This is a genomic window from Streptomyces boninensis, from assembly GCF_048572725.1.
Taxonomy (GTDB): Bacteria; Actinomycetota; Actinomycetes; order Streptomycetales; family Streptomycetaceae; genus Streptomyces; species Streptomyces boninensis.
On sequence record NZ_CP183837.1, the window covers coordinates 5,436,516 to 5,453,269 of the forward strand.

General features: G+C 70.1%; 16 protein-coding genes and 1 pseudogene. 6 read left to right on the forward strand and 11 right to left on the reverse strand.

What is annotated here, in order from left to right; genetic code table 11:
* Nucleotides 1-14 precede the first annotated feature (14 nt).
* Nucleotides 15-998 (forward strand): ATP-binding cassette domain-containing protein, encoded by a 984-nt coding sequence (locus ACNNMR_RS24840; protein WP_419996895.1) that lies wholly within the window; start codon nt 15-17, stop codon nt 996-998.
* Entirely contained in the window at nt 995-1,804 is an 810-nt protein-coding gene (locus ACNNMR_RS24845; RefSeq protein ID WP_419996896.1) for an ABC transporter permease, read from the forward strand. Before ACNNMR_RS24840 ends, ACNNMR_RS24845 begins: the two co-directional genes overlap by 4 nt.
* On the opposite strand, the gene ACNNMR_RS24850 is transcribed toward ACNNMR_RS24845, so the two are convergent.
* Nucleotides 1,767-2,993, reverse strand: a complete 1,227-nt coding sequence (locus tag ACNNMR_RS24850) for a cytochrome P450 (protein WP_419996897.1) — start codon at nt 2,991-2,993, stop codon at nt 1,767-1,769. The two genes, ACNNMR_RS24845 and ACNNMR_RS24850, sit on opposite strands and share 38 nt — an antisense overlap.
* Before the next feature lie 144 nt (nt 2,994-3,137).
* Here ACNNMR_RS24850 and ACNNMR_RS24855 point away from each other — a divergent pair, with 144 nt between their 5' ends.
* On the forward strand, nt 3,138-4,169 hold the full coding sequence (locus tag ACNNMR_RS24855) for a LacI family DNA-binding transcriptional regulator (RefSeq protein WP_419996898.1): 1,032 nt from the start codon (nt 3,138-3,140) through the stop codon (nt 4,167-4,169).
* Here the strand turns inward: ACNNMR_RS24855 and ACNNMR_RS24860 are convergent.
* From ACNNMR_RS24860 to ACNNMR_RS24870, 3 genes are read right to left on the reverse strand one after another with little or no spacing between them, the layout of a single operon-like run.
* Complete coding sequence (locus ACNNMR_RS24860; RefSeq protein WP_419996899.1) at nt 4,166-4,876, reverse strand: sulfite exporter TauE/SafE family protein; 711 nt, start codon at nt 4,874-4,876, stop codon at nt 4,166-4,168. The genes ACNNMR_RS24855 and ACNNMR_RS24860 overlap by 4 nt on opposite strands.
* On the reverse strand, nt 4,873-6,282 hold the full coding sequence (locus ACNNMR_RS24865; protein ID WP_419996900.1) for an amidohydrolase family protein: 1,410 nt from the start codon (nt 6,280-6,282) through the stop codon (nt 4,873-4,875). The genes ACNNMR_RS24860 and ACNNMR_RS24865 overlap by 4 nt, the downstream gene beginning before the upstream one ends.
* Nucleotides 6,266-7,558: a uracil-xanthine permease family protein gene (locus ACNNMR_RS24870; RefSeq protein ID WP_420000455.1), complete on the reverse strand. Its 1,293-nt coding sequence runs from the start codon at nt 7,556-7,558 to the stop codon at nt 6,266-6,268. Before ACNNMR_RS24870 ends, ACNNMR_RS24865 begins: the two co-directional genes overlap by 17 nt.
* A 265-nt stretch (nt 7,559-7,823) precedes the next feature.
* Here ACNNMR_RS24870 and ACNNMR_RS24875 point away from each other — a divergent pair, with 265 nt between their 5' ends.
* The 3 genes from ACNNMR_RS24875 (at nt 7,824) to ACNNMR_RS24885 (ending at nt 10,869) form a co-directional block, all read left to right on the forward strand.
* Nucleotides 7,824-9,251: a basic amino acid/polyamine antiporter gene (locus ACNNMR_RS24875; RefSeq protein WP_419996901.1), complete on the forward strand. Its 1,428-nt coding sequence runs from the start codon at nt 7,824-7,826 to the stop codon at nt 9,249-9,251.
* 25 nt (nt 9,252-9,276) lie between these two features.
* A complete protein-coding gene (locus ACNNMR_RS24880) occupies nt 9,277-10,542 on the forward strand; it encodes an arginine deiminase (RefSeq protein WP_419996902.1) in 1,266 nt (421 codons plus the stop codon).
* 90 nt (nt 10,543-10,632) lie between these two features.
* Nucleotides 10,633-10,869 carry a lipopolysaccharide assembly protein LapA domain-containing protein gene (locus ACNNMR_RS24885; RefSeq protein WP_419996903.1) on the forward strand — a complete coding sequence of 79 codons (237 nt, stop codon included), beginning with the start codon at nt 10,633-10,635 and terminating at the stop codon, nt 10,867-10,869.
* 10 nt (nt 10,870-10,879) lie between these two features.
* Here the strand turns inward: ACNNMR_RS24885 and ACNNMR_RS24890 are convergent, their stop codons facing one another.
* The 7 genes and pseudogenes from ACNNMR_RS24890 to ACNNMR_RS24920 all read right to left on the reverse strand — a co-directional run bounded on the left by ACNNMR_RS24890 (nt 10,880) and on the right by ACNNMR_RS24920 (nt 16,667).
* Entirely contained in the window at nt 10,880-12,037 is a 1,158-nt protein-coding gene (locus ACNNMR_RS24890; protein WP_419996904.1) for an acyltransferase family protein, read from the reverse strand.
* Nucleotides 12,038-12,115: 78 nt separating this feature from the next.
* Entirely contained in the window at nt 12,116-12,250 is a 135-nt protein-coding gene (locus ACNNMR_RS24895; protein ID WP_419996905.1) for a hypothetical protein, read from the reverse strand.
* Between the two features lie 270 nt (nt 12,251-12,520).
* Nucleotides 12,521-12,709, reverse strand: a pseudogene (locus ACNNMR_RS24900) (helix-turn-helix domain-containing protein); the annotation flags it as partial.
* 304 nt (nt 12,710-13,013) lie between these two features.
* Nucleotides 13,014-13,778, reverse strand: a complete 765-nt coding sequence (locus tag ACNNMR_RS24905; RefSeq protein ID WP_419996906.1) for a hypothetical protein — start codon at nt 13,776-13,778, stop codon at nt 13,014-13,016.
* 104 nt (nt 13,779-13,882) lie between these two features.
* On the reverse strand, nt 13,883-14,566 hold the full coding sequence (locus ACNNMR_RS24910; protein ID WP_419996907.1) for a hypothetical protein: 684 nt from the start codon (nt 14,564-14,566) through the stop codon (nt 13,883-13,885).
* Entirely contained in the window at nt 14,566-15,900 is a 1,335-nt protein-coding gene (locus ACNNMR_RS24915) for a putative T7SS-secreted protein (protein ID WP_419996908.1), read from the reverse strand. The genes ACNNMR_RS24910 and ACNNMR_RS24915 overlap by 1 nt, the downstream gene beginning before the upstream one ends.
* Nucleotides 15,897-16,667 carry a hypothetical protein gene (locus tag ACNNMR_RS24920; RefSeq protein ID WP_419996909.1) on the reverse strand — a complete coding sequence of 257 codons (771 nt, stop codon included), beginning with the start codon at nt 16,665-16,667 and terminating at the stop codon, nt 15,897-15,899. Before ACNNMR_RS24920 ends, ACNNMR_RS24915 begins: the two co-directional genes overlap by 4 nt.
* Nucleotides 16,668-16,754: the final 87 nt, after the last annotated feature.

A 16,754-nucleotide genomic window follows, 5' to 3' on the forward strand; every position in this document is an offset into this window, starting at 1 on the left:
TAAGGGAGGGCGCCATGCCTTCATCTGTCATGCCCATGCCCAAAAACACTACGCCTGCCATCTCGGCCATCGACCTGCGCAAGTCGTACGGCGACAAGACCGTCCTCGACGGCATCGACCTCAACATCCCGGCGGGCTCGGTCTTCGCACTCCTCGGACCCAACGGCGCCGGCAAGACCACCGCCGTAAAAATCCTCTCCACCCTCATCGCCGCCGACGGCGGCCAGGCCCAGGTCGCGGGCCACGACATCGCCACCGCACCCGACGGCGTACGGGCCGCGATCGGCGTCACCGGCCAGTTCTCCGCCGTCGACGGCCTGATCACCGGCGCCGAGAACATGCGCCTGATGGCCGACCTCAACCACCTCCCCAAGACCGAGGGCCGCCGCCGCGCCGCCGAGCTGCTGGAGCGCTTCGACCTCACCGAGGCCGCCGCCAAGCCCGTGCTGAGCTACTCCGGCGGCATGAAGCGCCGCCTCGACATCGCCATGACCCTGATGGGCAGCCCCCGGATCATCTTCCTCGACGAGCCGACCACCGGCCTCGACCCGCGCTCCCGCCACAACACCTGGGGCATCATCCGCGGCCTCGTCGCCGACGGCGTCACCGTCTTCCTCACCACCCAGTACCTGGACGAGGCCGACGAACTCGCCGACCGCATCGCCGTACTCAACGACGGCAGGATCGCCGCCGAAGGCACCGCCGCCGAGCTCAAGCGGATGATCCCCGGCGGCCACATCCGGCTCCGCTTCCACGACCCGGCCGCGTACCAGAACGCCGCCACCGCACTGCGCGAGGTGCAGCGCGACGACGAGGCGCTCGCCCTGCAACTCCCCAGCGACGGCAGCCAGCGCGAGCTCCGCTCCATCCTCGACTGGCTGGACTCCGCCGGCATCGAGGCCGACGAGCTCACCGTCCACACCCCCGACCTCGACGACGTCTTCTTCGCCCTCACCGGCAGCGGCGTCACCGCCCAGGCCGAGGAGGCCGTCCGATGAGTTCGCTGTCCCTGGCCGTACGCGACTCCAGCACCATGCTGCGCCGCAATCTGCTGCACGCCCGCCGCTATCCGTCCGCGACGCTGAATCTGCTGCTGACCCCGGTCATGCTGCTGCTCCTCTTCGTCTACATCTTCGGCGACGCGATGAGCGCGGGCCTCGGCGGCGGCGGCGCGGACCGCTCCGACTACGTCGCGTATATCGTCCCGGGCATCCTGCTGATGACCGTCGGCAGCACCACGATCGGCGCCGCGGTCTACATGGCGATGGACATGACCGAGGGCATCGTCGCCCGCTTCCGTACGATGTCGATCCACCGCGGATCCGTGCTCATCGGGCATGTCGCGGGCAGCGTGCTGCAGTCGGTGCTGAGCGTGGTGCTCGTCGGGGCCGTCGGGGTGGCCATCGGCTTCCGCTCGACCGACGCCGGGGTGCTGGAGTGGCTGGCGGCCTTCGGTCTGGTGGCGCTCTTCTCGCTGGCGCTGACGTGGATCGCGGTGGGCCTCGGCCTGGCCAGCCCGAATGTGGAGGCGGCGAGCAACAGCGCCATGCCGCTGATCCTGCTGCCGCTGATCTCCACCGCGTTCATCCCGGCGGAGACGATGCCGGGCTGGATCCAGCCGGTCGCCGAGTACCAGCCCTTCACCCCGGCCATCGAGACGCTGCGCGGCCTGCTCCTCGGCACGGAGATCGGGCCCAACGGCTGGCTGGCCGTCGCCTGGTGCGTGGGCCTGACGGTCCTCGGCTACTACTGGTCCAGGTCCCTCTTCACCAGGCGACCGGAAGTGCCTTCGGGCCGCGGATGAGGGCGCGGGTGTGCCACTCGATCTCCTCGGCCGGCACGGCCAGCCGCAGGTCGGGGAACCGGCCGAGCAGCGCGGCGATCAGCACCTCCGACTCCATCCGGGCCAGCGCCGCGGCCAGGCAGTGGTGCGGGCCGTGCCCGAAGGACAGGTGGGACAGGGCGGGGCGGGTGATGTCGAGGGCGTGCGGGTCGGGGAAGGCCGCGGGGTCGCGGTTGGCGGCCACGTAGGAGTTGTAGACCACCTCGCCCGCCTTGATGGTCCGGCCCCCGACCTCGACGTCCTCGGTGGCGATACGGGGGATGCCGACGCCGTTGCGGTGCGGGATGTAGCGCAGCAGCTCGTCCACCGCCTGCGGCAGCAGCTCCGGCTCCGCCCGCAGCCGGGCCAGCTGCTCGGGGTGGGTGAGCAGTGCGTAGATCATGTTGGCGGTGTTGTTCCGTACGGCATGGCCGCCGCTGATCTGGATGGCGGTGGCCAGCGATACGGCCTCGTCCTCGCTGATCTCGCCCGCGTCGGTGGCCTGCGCCAGCACCCCCGCGAGGTCTTCCTCAGGATCGGTGCGGCGGCTGGCCAGCAGGTCGACGATCACCTTGCGGGCGGCGGCCCTGGCCTGCCGGCGGCGCTCGTGGTCGTCGTCGGCGCTCAGGATCTGGTCCCCCAGGGCGCCGAGCACCTCGCGGCCCTCCTCGGGCACGCCCAGCAGGTCGTTCACCACGGCCTGCGGGAACGGGTCGTTGAGGTGCTCGACGGCATCCGCCGGCGCCCCCTGTCCCGCCATGTTCTCCAGCAGCTCGGCCGCCTTGGCCTCGGCCATCGGCCGCAGCCGCTTCATCGACCGAGCGGTGAAGGCCCGGGCCACCACCTTGCGCAGGCGGGTGTGGTCCGGCGGGTCGAGGTACTGCAGGCTGGCCCGCTGCGCCGCCACCGGCGCCGGGATGGAGCGGGTGACGTCCCGGTCGACGACCAGGTCCCGCTTGAAGCGCGGGTCGGAGGTCACCAGCTTCACGTCGTCGTACCGCGTGACCAGCCAGGCATGCCCCTCGCCGAAGGGCAGCTTGATACGGGTCACCGGATCCTCGGCGAGCACCTGGAGCAGCAGCGGGTCGTAGTCGAGCCCCGGGAGATCCTCGACCGGCCAGGTGCGGATCGCCGGGTCCTGCTCCGCGGCCGGAGCCTTCTCTGCAGACATACCGCCACTATTGCCGCGGCGGCGGATGTCGGCGACCGCGGTGGCCCGAGTGAACTACCCGTTCGCCGGGTCCAGGCCTTGGGGGAGAATGTTGCGCCGTGGCGATTCGCGGCAGTGTCGCGGCAGTGAGGAGAGGGTGCGCAGATGTCCCGTACGGGGTCCGGCGTCCGCAAGCCGACCATCGCCGATGTCGCCAGGGCCGCCGGGGTGTCCCGTACCACCGTCTCCCACGCGCTCAACGACCGCGGCAAGGTCAACGCCGAAACCCGCGCCCGCGTCCGGCGGATCGCCGACGAGCTCGGCTATCTGCCGAGCCTGCGGGCGCAGCGGCTGCGTCTGGGCGAGGCGCAGACGATCGCGCTGGTGTCCTCGATGCCGCTGGCGGTGGCCGGCGGGCCGTCGCGGCTCGGCTTCTCCATGGAGGTGGCGGCGGCCGCCGCCGAGCACGCCTTCCGGCACGGCTTCGCGCTGATCCTGCTGCCGCCGGGGGAGTCGGGCGCCGCGCTGGGCAGCGTGGATGTGGACGGCGCCATCGTCGTCGAGCCGGCCGAGTCCGACGCGGTGGTGGCGGCGCTGCGCGAGCGCGGGCTGCCGTACGTATGCCTCGGCCGGCCGGTGGGGGAGAGCGACGCCCCGTACGTCGATCTGCGCGGGGAGGCGGTCGCCGAGCTGCTGCTGGGGCATCTGCGGGAGCAGGGCGTACGGCATCCGGCGCTGATCACCGGCGCCGACGCCCGGTACGCCGACCTTGACGCCCGCGCCGCCTTCCGGCGGCTCGGCGCCGAGCACGGCTGGGCGCAGCTCACGGCGGTGGCTCCGGAGGCCGACGGCGAGCGGGGCGGCTACGAGGCGACCGCCGCGCTGCTGGCGGAGCACCCCGGGATCGACGCGCTGTGCGTGCTGGTGGACGCCTTCGCCGTCGGCGCGGTGCAGGCCGTCCGGGACAGCGGGCGGTCGGTGCCGGAGGACGTGCTGGTGGTCACCCGGTACGACGGGGTGCGGGCCCGGATCTGCGAGCCGCCGCTGACCGCGGTCGACCTGCATCTGGAACAGGCCGCGTCCGAGGCGGTCGAGCTGCTGCTGGGGCGGCTGCGGGGCGAGGAGACCGCCGCGGTGCTGCGCACGCCCGAGCCGCTGCTGGTACGGCGCGCGTCGTCGGTCCGCCACGTCGTTTAGACCCCCAGCATCAGCACCGCCCCCGACACGAGCGCGAAGACCAGCACCAGCAGCCGCATCCGGCGGCCGTCGATCCGCTCGTGCACCAGTCGGCTCAGCGCCGCCCCCGCGGCCAGCGCGGGCAGCGTCAGCAGTGCGGGCCACAGCTGGTCCGCATCGCCCTTGCCGGTCCCGAAGACCAGGGCCAGCGAGGCGACTTCGCCGACCAGGAAGCAGACGGAGACGGTGGCGCGCAGCTCGGCGGGCGGCCGGTGCTGGTAGACCAGCGCCAGCGGCGGGCCCCCGACCCCCGTGGCGGTCTCGGTGACGCCGGTGATCAGCCCGGCGCCCACGTACGCCCCGCGGCCGGGCGCGAACGACGGCGCGGCCAGGCTCGCCAGCGCGGCGAGCATCGTCGCCGCGCCCACGTACAGGCCGAGGTCCCCGGCCGGGATCACCCACAGCACCAGCAGCCCGCCCGGGGTGGCGGCCAGCCGCGCGCCGGTGACCCAGCCGGCGCCGCGCAGGTCGAGGCTGGAGCGCTCGCGCCAGGCGATGTAGCCGTTCAGCGGAATCATCGACGCGAGCAGGAACACCGGGATCATCTGCGGATCCAGCATCCCGGCGACGGGCGCGACGATCAGCGCGTACCCGAGGCCGCTGGCGCCCTGCACGAAGGCGGCCACGGCCACGGTCAGCGCGAGCAGGGCGATGGTCTCGGGGCTCATCGGGCGCCGCCGGCACCCGTGGTGCGGTGCTCGGCGGAGGTCGGGTGGGCGCGCACGATCGGCGCCCGCTCCACCGCCTTCCGGCCGAGCTCGGCGGCCCGGGAGCGCAGCGCGTCGCCGTCGAAACCGGTCGGCCGGCCCTGCCACATGCGCAGCTCCCCGGCGACGTAAACGGCCGTGATCTGATCGCGGTTGCCGAGCCGTACGAGCTCCCACGGCAGGTCCCAGGACGGGGTCAGCTCCGGCGCGTCCAGGTCGACGAGCAGGAAGTCGGCCGCCAGTCCGGCGGCGATCCGGCCGGTGTGCCCGCCGAGCCCGACGGCGTCGGCGCCGAGCCGGGTCGCGTGGTCCAGCCAGGTCCAGCCGGCGCCGCACGACGAGTCGCCGGTGGCCAGCCCGTACGTGAGCCGCTGCGCGAACTCGGCCGCGTCCAGCAGCCGGAAGGCGTCCCCGCGGGTGCCGTCGGTGCCGAGCCCGAAGCGGATGCCGCGCTCGGCCCAAGTGGTTGCCGGGGCGACGGCGTTGCCCTTCCAGGCGCTGGCCACCGGGTTGTAGCTGAGGGCGGCGCCGCTGTCGCGCAGCATGCTCAGCTCCGCCGGGGTGAGCAGGGTGGCGTGGGCGCCGAGCAGCTGCGGGCCGAGGGCGCCGACCTGGCGGAGGTATTCGAGAGGGCGCAGGCCGTGCCGTATCAGAGAGCGCTCGACGCCGGCGAGGTGCTCGTTGACGTGGATCTGCACCACCGTCCCGGCGTCGGCGGCCAGTTGCGCGGTCGCCGCGAGGGTGGCGGCGGTAGCGGACTCGGGGATCGAGATGGCCAGGGACGGGTGGATGAGGGGGTCGGTGGCGTAGCGGGTGAGGTGTTTGTCGGCGGCGGCCAGGGCGTCGGTCGCGTCGGCGGCCTGGCGCGGCTCGTCGGCGTCGTTGCAGACCAGGCCGAGTACGCAGCGGAGGCCGGCGTCGCGGGCCGCGGCGGCCACCGCCTCCACGTCGACCGGTGCACGGGTGCCCGCGTCGGCCACGGTGGTGAAGCCGCCGCGCAGCGCCTCCCACGCGGCCATCTTCGCGGCCACGTACGCCGACTCCTCGTCGAGGGAGCCCTCCAGCGGTAGCCATACCCGGCGGAAGATCTCCGAGGGTTCGCCGAAGGCGAGGGCGGAGCCGAAGCTCTGGGTGAGGTGGTGGTGGGCGTCTATGAAGCCCGGGAGCAGGGCGGTTCCCGGCAGGTGCTGCGGGGTGTGCTGCGGATGTTCGCGGGTCAGCTGCTCGGTCGGGCCGACGGCCTGGAAGATTCCGCCGGTTACGAGGACGGCGTGGTCGCGGACCGGTCCGTCGGGCAGCAGCACCACGTCGGGCACCAGGAGGAGCCGGTCGCTGGTGAGGTGGCCGGGTTCAGCTGGGTGACGCATTCGTTTCCTTTTCCTTGTGTGAGTCGTCCGGAGAAGCCGACCTGCTGAACAGGGCGTGCAGCACCGCGGCGGTGAACGCCCCCACGGCCACGCCGCTCTCCAGCAGGATCGCCGCATTGGCCGGCAGCGCGTCGTACACCCCGGGAATCAGGATGGGCAGCAGCCCGAGCGCCAGGGCCACGCCGACGATGAAGACATTCGTGTGGTCGTCGAGGCGGCTGCGGGCGAGCATCTGGATGCCCAGCACCGTGATCACGCCGAAGACGATCATTGCGGTGCCGCCGACGACCGCCTCCGGGATGGCGCTGACCGCCTGCGTGATGGGGGCGAGGAAGCCGATGGCGATGAGGATGAGCCCGGCGGCGACGGTGACGTACCGGCTGCGGACGCCGGTGAGGCGCACGATGCCGATGTTCTCGCCGCTCGTGACCATCAGCGGCAGCCCGAAGAAGCCGCCCGCGAGGGAGGCGACGGCGTCGCCGCGGATCGTCTTCGGGGCGTCGCGCCGGGCGTCGATCTCCTTGCCCACCGCCTCGCCGTTGATGACGGTCTGCCCGGTGGCCTCGGCCATCGAGGCGAGGCTGTAGATGAGTAGCGGGATCGACGCGACCAGGCTGAACTCCGGTGCGCCGAAGGGCAGCACCTCGGGCGCGTGGAAGATGCCGCCGTGGCCGCCCGTGCCCGTGTCCAGGCCGCCGTAGAAGACGGCGAGCACCGTGCCGGCGATCAGCCCGATCATGACGGCGAGTTGGCGCAGCACGCCGCGCAGCAGCCAGTACGCGGCGACGGTGAAGCCGATGGTGGCCAGGCCGAGGACGAGATTCCGCGGCTCGCCGAACCCCGGCTTGCCCGGCTGCCCGGTGACCAGGAGGCCGCCGACCTTCACCAGGTTGACGCCGACGATCACGATCATCGTGCCGATGACCAGCGGCGGGAAGAACCGCAGCAGCCGGGAGAAGACCGGCAGCACGACGAAGTAGAAGGCGGCGGTGATGATCACGGCCCCGCTGGCGGTACGCACCCCGTGCTCCTGGGCGATCGCCAGGAACAGGATCAGCGGCGCACCCCCGGGCAGCATCACGAACGGCAGCCGCACGCCGACCTTCCACGGCCCGAAGGACTGCAGCAGCGACCCCAGCCCGGAGAGGACGAAGGCCGCCGCGAGCAGGTTGACCGTGAGTTCGGCCGAGAGGTCGAGGGTGGCGCTGACCAGGAAGACGCTGGAGATCGGCGTCGCGGCCATCACGAGCACGTGCTGGACGCCGAAGAGCAGCATCCGGTGCAGCGGCCGGTATTCGTCGACCGGGTGCACGGCGGCTGCGGGGTCCTGACTGGGTGGTGCGAGATGTGGAGCGGTGTGCGTCGACACGGTGGACACTCCGTTCGCTGGGTAAACGGCCAAATCGATTTGGCCAAATCGATTTGGCCGTTACCGTAAGGCGGCCGTGGCGGGACGTCAACCAGTTGCCGGGCATCCATCGGTGACCCGCTGGAGGCACAGCGTGTGCGCCCCGCCACATACCGCCACACACTTAGCGAATATGGAAGAAACCCGGCAGCAGCCAGCCACCGCCAAGCTGAACCTCCTGACCCTGACGGCGATGGTCGTCGGCTCCATGGTCGGCGCCGGCGTCTTCTCCCTGCCGCGGCGCTTCGCCGAGGAGACCGGCGTCGCCGGCGCCCTGATCGCCTGGCTGATCGCCGGCCTGGGCATGCTGATGCTGGCGCTGGTCTTCCAGATGCTCGCCGTCCGCCGCCCCGACCTGGACGCCGGTGTGTACGCGTACGCCAAGGCCGGGTTCGGCGAGTATCTCGGCTTCTTCTCGGCCTTCGGCTACTGGGCGAGCGCCTGCGTCGGCAATGTGACGTACTGGGTGCTGATCATGTCGACCGTCGGCGCCATCGCCCCGGCGCTCGGCGACGGCGACACGATCCTGGCCGCGGTGCTGTCCTCGGTCGGGCTGTGGGCGTTCTTCCTGCTGATCCGCCGCGGAGTGAAGGAAGCCGCCGCGATCAACAAGATCGTCACCGTAGCGAAGATCGTCCCGATCCTGGTCTTCATCCTGCTGGCGCTCTTCTACTTCAAGTGGGACGTGTTCGTCGACAACTGGGGCGGCGCCGACTACGCCGGCTCGCTCTTCAACCAGGTCCGCGGCACCATGCTCGCCACCGTCTTCGTCTTCCTCGGCGTCGAGGGCGCCAGCGTCTACTCCCGGCACGCCAAGCGCCGCGAGGACGTCGGCCGGGCCACGCTGCTGGGCTTCCTGTGCGTCTTCGCCGTCTTCGCCTCGGTGACGATCGTGTCGTACGGGATCATGCCGATGAGCGAGATCGCCGAGCTGCGGCAGCCGTCGATGTCCGCGGTGCTGGAGGAGGCGGTGGGCACCTGGGGCAAGGTGTTCGTCAGCATCGGGCTGATCGTGTCGGTGCTCGGCGCCTATCTCGCCTGGACGCTGATGGCGGCCGAGGTGCTGTTCGTGGCCGCCAAGGACAAGGACATGCCGCGGTTCCTGGGCCGGGCCACGGCCGCGGACGTGCCCGCCCCCGCGCTGCTGATGACCACGCTCCTGAGCCAGGTCGTGCTGATCGTCACCCTCTTCTCCGACGATGCCTTCAACTTCGCGCTCGACCTGACCAGCTCGCTGTCGCTGATCCCGTTCCTGCTGGCGGCGGGCTTCGCGGTGAAGGTGGCGGGCGGCGGCGGTACGGGCGCCTCCGGCCGCGGCCGCGACCTGGTCATCGCCGTGCTGGCGACCCTCTACACCGCCTTTCTCATCTACGCGGCCGGGATGAAGTTCGTGCTGATGTCCTTCATCGTCTACGCCCCCGCCACCGTGCTCTTCGTGATGGCCCGCCGGGAGCAGGGCCGCCGGCTCTTCTCCCCGCGGGAGCTGGTGATCCTGGCCGTCTCGGTGGCCGGCGGCGTCCTGGGCGTGATCGCTCTCGTGGCCGGCTGGATCAGCCTGTGACCTCCGTACTCCAGAAAGGCGCACCGTGACCCCCCACGACACCGCATCGAAGCCGACCGCGCACGGCGTATTCTCCGAGGTCGGACGGCTGCACAAGGTCCTGGTCTGCTCCCCGGGCCTGGCCCACCGGCGGCTCACCCCCACCAACTCCGACGACCTCCTCTTCGACGACGTGATGTGGGTGGAGAACGCCCAGCGCGACCACGCCGACTTCGTCAACAAGCTCACCCAGCGCGGCGTGGAGGTGGTCGAGCTGCACGACCTGCTCGCGCAGACGATGGCCGACGACAAGGCCAAGTCGTGGCTCCTGGACCGGAAGATCACCGCCAACCAGGTCGGCCTCGGCCTCATCGACGACACCCGCGCCTTCCTGGAGACCCTTGAGCCCCGGCAGCTCGCCGAGTATCTGATCGGCGGCCTGGCCACCACCGACCTCCCCGACGACTTCCGCTCCCCGTACGTGGCCCTGGCCCGGGAGTCCGCCGGCGTCCGCGAGTACCTGATGCCCCCGCTGCCGAACACCCTCTACACCCGCGACACCACCTGCTGGCTGTACGGCGGCGTCACCCTCAACCCGCTGTTCTGGCCGGCCCGGCACGACGAGACGCTGCTGATGAAGGCGATCTACGGCTTCCACCCCGACTTCACCGGCGACACGGTGTGGTGGGGCGACCCGGAGCTCGACTGGGGCCAGGCGGCCTTCGAGGGCGGCGACATCATGCCGGTCGGCAACGGCGTCGTCCTGATGGGCATGAGCGAACGCACCACCCGGCAGGCGATCACCCAGGTCGCCGCGGCCCTGTTCGAGGCCGGCGCCGCCGAGCGCGTCATCGTCGCCGGCATGCCGAAGCTGCGGGCGGCGATGCACCTCGACACCGTCTTCACCTTCGCCGACCGCGACATGGTCACCCTCTACCCGACGATCATGGACAGCGTGCACACCTTCACGCTGCGCCCGGGCGACACCGCGGGCAGCGTGGACCTCACCGACGAGGGCTCACGCGCCTTCGTGGACGTGGTCGCGGAGGCCCTCGGCCTGCCGGAGCTCCGGGTGATCGAGACGGGCGGCGACGTCTACGCCTCGGAGCGCCAGCAGTGGGACAGCGGCAACAACGCCGTAGCGCTGGAGCCGGGCGTGGTCTTCACGTACGACCGCAACACCACCACCAACACGCTGCTGCGCAAGGCCGGGGTCGAGGTCATCGAAATCGTGGGCGCCGAGCTCGGCCGCGGCCGTGGCGGCGGTCACTGCATGACGTGCCCGCTGATCCGGGAGCCGATCGACTTCTGACCTCTCCGGTACGCGTACGGGAACGCCCATCCGGCGGATCGTGGGCCTCGCCGGCGCGCGTCGCCCGGCCCGGCATGATCATGATGAGGCATGGCGAATACCAAGTCCGGACCCTTCGGCGTGCAGCTGACGTCGGGCAGGATCGTCACGGCCGCGCTCGCCGTGCTGAGCCTCGTCTTCATCTTCAGCAACACCCGGCAGACGAAGATCCGCTTCCTGTTCGCCGAGGTCTCCATGCCGCTGTGGCTGGCGCTGATGGGCGTCGGCCTGATCGGCGTCGCCGTCGGCTGGATGCTGGGCAAACGCGGCGGCTCCGCGCGCGGCTGAAGGCCAGCCGTCAGCGTCGCCGCTTGGCGTGTGCCCCTCTGCGCTGCTCGCGCTGGAAGAACCAGGCCATCTTGGGCTCCAGGATCGGGCGCAGGGCGCGCTGCACCGGCGGGGTGCACAGCAGGGTCATCAGCACCATGGCGATGACGGAGATGGCCGCGTGGCCGACCGGGCCGCGGATCCAGCCCGCGTCGTACCAGCCGAACTGGCGCGACATCTGAACCGGGAAGATGTGCAGCAGGTACGCGTACAGGGTCCCGGCTCCCAGCGCCGTCATCCACAGCTGCCGGCGCGGCACCCAGGCCAGGAAGCAGGCGGTCATGACCACGCCGCAGCCGAAGATCGCCAGGCTCATCGGCGCTCCTGCCCACGCGGGCGCGCCCAGGGTCTGTGAGGCGTAGTTGTGCAGGAACCAGCCGGGGCTCATCCGCGGCACCGCCAAGTACGACACGAGCAGGGCTATGCACATGACGGGCGCGGCTATGAGCCGGGCCGAACGCCGCTTGAGCAGCTCGAAGTGCTCCGGTTTCAGCTGCAGCCCGAGCACGAAGAACGGCAGGAACTGGGCGACCCGCATCAGGTTCAGGCTGCTGTAGCTCATCGTGGGCGTCACGCTCGCCGCGACGGCGATCGCCAGCGCCACCGGCACCGGGTAGCGCAGCCGGTTCCACAGCGGGGTGCTCAGCCGCCACAGGAAGAGCGCGATCAGGAACCAGAGGGCGAACGCCGGCTCCTGGTAGCGGAACTCCCGGTCCGGGTTGTCGATCACCCGCATGAAGAGGGTGAAGGCGGTCTGCAGCACCACATACGGCACCAGCACGCCCGTGACCAGCCGCTGCAGCTGCCGCGGACTGCCCACGAAGGTCCGCGAGAGATAGCCGGAGACGATGATGAACGCCGGCATGTGGAACGAGTACAGCAGCATGTACGCGGCGGCGGTGGTCCGGCTGCCGTGCACCATGGGCGCCCAGGTGTGTCCCAGGACGACGAGGATGATCGTCAGGTACTTGGCGTTGTCCAGGAACGGGTCCCGGCTCTGCGCCTTGCCGGTGCTCTCCGGCGCGCCCTTGCCCGGGCGCGGCGGCGCCTGGCTCCCGGAAGCATGGGGGTATGCGTTCGGGACGTCGGGGTAGTAGAGCGGCGGCCGCTCGGCAACGACATGGGACACCCGCCGCACCTTAACCGCACCGAACGCCTTCTGACACCTCCTGACATCTTCTGACGGCGGTGAGCGTAGGCCCGGCTCTCAGCGCAGGAGCTCGAGCTCCCGGTTCATTTCGGCCAGGAATCTGGCGACGACTCCGAGCTCATCCGAGGTGAAGCGGCTCATGGCGGCGTCGGTGCCGCGGGCCAGTGGCCGGAAGTAGGCCCTGGCTCGCACGGACAAGGCGTAACCCCGGACATGCAAAAGCCCGCCCCCACACATGGGGGCGGGCAAACGCACGGTTCTGGTTGGTGCCCCCAACGCGGAGCGCGGAGCATGGGCAGCTGGGAATTCCCGGGTGGGCGGGGGTGGCATCGAGATTGTCGAGACATTCGGGTCAAGCGGTGAGCTGTACCGGCAGGATGATGGGTTCAGGCTGCGGCTGGGCGGTCGTGGAAGGAGACGCCGGGGCGGGCCCGGGTGAACCTCTGCGGCGAGGGCGTCGGCGAGGGCTTCGAGGAGTTCCACGGTGGGGTCGATGCCGCCGACCTCGAGAGCCTCGATTTCCTCCGCGCTCATGCCGAGGCGGTGTCCCAGTTCCTCTTCGTTCAGCCCGAGGGCGGTGCGCCGGTCGTAGACCGCTTTCCCGAGTGCCGAGGCGCGGCGGGCCCCGGCTTGGCTCCGGGGCCCGGGCAGAAGCTCGCCCTTGGGCGATGCGGTGCGTGCCGGTGAGCCACCGGCTGTGGCCGGTCATATCGGGCCCCTTTTCGCTGGGTGCGCGGTGGCTAGGTGGCTCGCCGGTGGTGCGGGTGGGCCAGAAGCGGCGGAAGACCACTGCTGGAGCGGGCCTTCCGCGAGGACGCCCGGCACCGAGAGACATTCCAGCGGCCGATCTCTGCGGAGACGCTGCGCAAGGACCTGCATAACGGTGCCGTGCGTGCCCGGGAGCTGGTGGCTGCGGTGCGAGCCTCGTCGAACGGTGGCTTGGCTGCTGGTTGACTCAGTCGTGCGGGACTTCCTCCACCACCGTCTCACCGAAGCGCCACGATCCCCGATTGCCGGCCGCTTCCGCACGCAGCCCCAGCTCCCAGGCGATCCGGGCCGCGCGTTGATGCGTCAGGCCCGGGTAATCCTCGGGAAACACCTTGATGTAGCCGCGGCGGTCGGTGGGATACGTGCGCAGCGCCTCGCGCAGGGTCTCCTCCTGCGCTTCGTTCGAGGGTGCGTCGTCGCTGGCTGCCTTGTGGACGTTGCGTGCGGCCATCGACCCACGCCAGGTCGCCCAGCCGATGCCGCCCAACGCGACCAGAGCGAAGGCTCCGGCACCGGCTGTTTCGCGGGTCACGTCCGCGCTGCCCGGCGTCTTCGGGGCGAGCTTCCCCTCGGGGTCCTCGAGGACCGTCAGGATCTGGCCGACGTCGTATTGATCGGATGACGTCTGCATCTCCGGCCCACGAACCTGCTTGCCGTCGGAGCGCTCCAGGACGTAGTGGGTGTATCGCTTCGCGCGCCCGCGAGTCGGGTCCGTCCATTCCTTGACGACCTCGGCACGGACTCTTTCACCGCGCTGCTGGAGGGTGAGGTCGTCGCGGGCCAGGTCTGCGACGTAGACGGCAGCCGCGGAGGCGAGCACGATGCCGAAGACCACCACGAAGCTCGAACCCCTGGAGCCCAACTTCCGGACCAGTGCGATCAGCAGCAGGCCGTGCGCAACCCACAGCAGGACCCTGACGACCAGCCCGATCCGGTCCTGCAGCAGGTACATCCCCCAGATCCCACCGAGCGCATAGCACCCGATGCCAACCGCCAGCAGCACCGGGAACCGCGCCCGCCGCTTCCCCGCCCGCTCCTCTGCTTCTCGGACACTGCTCACTCGACCCGCTCCGCATCTTTCATGGCCGGGGCACCTGCCGCCGCGCTGTCATCCCCCAGCGGTTCCTCCGCGGAGACCGACTTCATGATCCCGGCCAATACCTCAAGGTAGTCGTCCCAGTGTTCCGTGTCCTCCGTCGTGAAGACGAAGAGCGCCGAGCCGGGGCCGGTCTTGAGCGGCAGACAGAACTGCGCCTGCCGCACCGTGGTGGACCTGGGCTCGTCCAGGCCGAAGAGCGCGCCGGGGATCTGCAGGGCCTGCTCGTACATGCACAGGGCGGAGATCCCGTACGGCAGCATGACCAGCCCGACGTCGGCCTCCGGATACAGCTCACGCCACTGCCGGGCGGTACGTTCCGCCGCATCCTGCCGATTCTGGCGCAGCGGGCCGGTGTCCGGCCGCTCGATGAGCACGCAGAGGGTGCCCTGGGACAGCTTGTCACCCGGCATACGCAGCAGACAGCTGGAAACGTGCTCTGCCCCAGCGGCGATCATGGTCTGGAGGATGTACTCGCCCGACACCACGAGACTGAGGTGCTGGTCGGGGGTTGCCGAGGGGTAGATCGAGGAGGCCACGTCCGCCATCCGCAGCATCCGCGCCTCAGCGTCCTCTTCGAGGTCGAACTGCAGGAAGCCCGGGGGCAGGTTGAACCAGAGGTCCGGTATGCCGGCATAGGTCATCAGTCCGTCAGCTCCCAGGCGCCCAGTCCGATGGCGCTGCCGACGGCGGTGATGCCGCCGAACTTGCCGCCGCCGGCTCCGGTGGCGATGTTCCCCACGCCGGTGCCCCAGTTCGCGGCATCGACTCGCCCCGGAGTCGTGTTGTACGCATTGATCGCGGTCGGCGCCGTCCAGGCGGTCTGGGCCGCTGCCTGCGTAACCTCGGTGGCTGTCAGGGCCGCGCCGCGCGAGGCGCCCAGTTTGGTGGCGACCGCCATCACGGGTTTGTCGATCACCTTCGCGACCGGGTCGGCGGCCTTCATGACGTTCTTCGCCGTCGTGCCGGCGGTCTTGATGCCGACCTTGGTGCCCGCGGCCACGCCGCCGGCTCCGCGGGCTGCCTTGAACCCGGCCATGGCGCCGGCCTTTGCGGCGCCGACACCGGGCACCATGCCGAGCATGTCGCCGCCCAGCGTGAGCCAGTTGCCGATGCTCGCGTTCTTCCCGAAGAGCCCGTCGACGCCGTAGGCCGCGGCGTGCGAGAAAAGCGCCACCGCGCTCAGTCCGATGGCCAGCGGTGCCAGCACCGGGCAGAAGATGGCGATGACACCGACCACCGATGCCGCCACCGTGATCCAGTCGGCGTGTTCCTTCATCCACGTACCGATGGCACTCGCGGCATCCTTGACCGCCGAGGCCACTTCGCCGGGCAGATCGGCCAGAAAATCTCCGGCATCGGAGAAGAAGTCACCCAGCTTGTCCCACGGGCTGGGTTCGTCGGGCGCGATGTTCATCGCGGAGTCCAGCCGATTAGCGATTTCCTTGCGGGCCTCCTGGTATCGCGTTCGCAGCCTGCGGCCCGCACGCCGCATGTTCTCGAGTTCGATTTCGTCAGCGTTTATTTTTCTGCTGACGTTCGTGGCGGCCTCTTCGTGTTTTGCTGACTCCTTCTCCTTCTCCGGAGCCTTGCCGAGCTTCTCCTTCTTTTCGTACGCCTTGCCTAGGCGTTCGTTGATCACATGGGCATCTTCCTCCAGCTTGTCCGCCCGGTGCTGCTTCCTCTCCATGTAGTCAGCCCAGTCCTCCAGGGCCTTCGCTGCCTTCTTGAAGGAGTCACGGGCCTCATGCATCTTCGGGCGGAAGTCATCGTGAAACTTCGCTCGGAAGGCTTCCGCGGCCTTACCTTTCCAGTCGGCCAAGCCGGTGCCGTCAAGAACTCGGCATATCTCGGCCAGCGCATCGGCGGTGTGCCGCGCCGTGCTGGACACGGAGTTCGCTACGTTCTGGCTTCCAGGGCACGGCACGAAGCCGAGCGCAGGATACTCGTCAATGGTCGGCTCCCGGCGCTCCTTCATTTCTTACCCCCCTTCTTGTCGGAGTCCTTCCCGAGTTCGTGATCCAGCTTCTCGAACTCCCGCTTGACCTTGTCGAGCTCTTTACTCGCGGACTCGGAGAACTTGGTGAGCTGCTTGATCCCGTACGACCATTCATCGCCGAAGTCATCCATGCGCTTGGCCAGTTCGAGAACCCCCATGGATTGCCCGCTCACCTCCTCCATTTCCCGTCCAGGCTTCTTCATGAGGCCCGCGATGTCGTTGAGGTTCTTCTTCACACGCATGAGAATCTCATAGTCAACGGACAAATCCGTCAAAATGCCCCCTTGGCTTCTCGCGTGGATGGTTTCCGGTCGCGTTTGCGTCGAATCCGGGTCGCAGCTGCCGCATTGGCCTCTCAACTGCCCTGGTTCGTCACGGACCGGATGCCGGTGCCGGGTGGCGCAGCCCGCGCGCCAACTGTCGATGAGGGCTGCGGCCTCCCGTGCGAGCGCGACTCGGGCGAACTGGCCGAAGGTATGGCGGATCAGGGGGAGGCCGCCGGTGATCAGATGGGCGTCGATGGCGTCGGCCGCGGGCAGCCCGGTCATCTGCATGACGTCCCAGGGGGTCAGCGGTCGCAGCACCATCTCTACGCCGCGCTGGTGGAAGGGGCGTTCGTAGGCCGATAGCCGCTCCATCATGGCCAGGTCGCTACCGATGATGATCAGGAGTACCGGTTTGCGGCTCAGCTCGCGGTCCCACACGGTTTGCAGCACGCCTTCGACGGAGGCGTCCTGCTCGAGCAACCAGGGGAACTCGTCGAGGACTACGATGCTGGGCTGATCGTCGGGGAGGGTTGTGGCCAGCAGGCGCAGGCACCTTCCCAGGAGTCG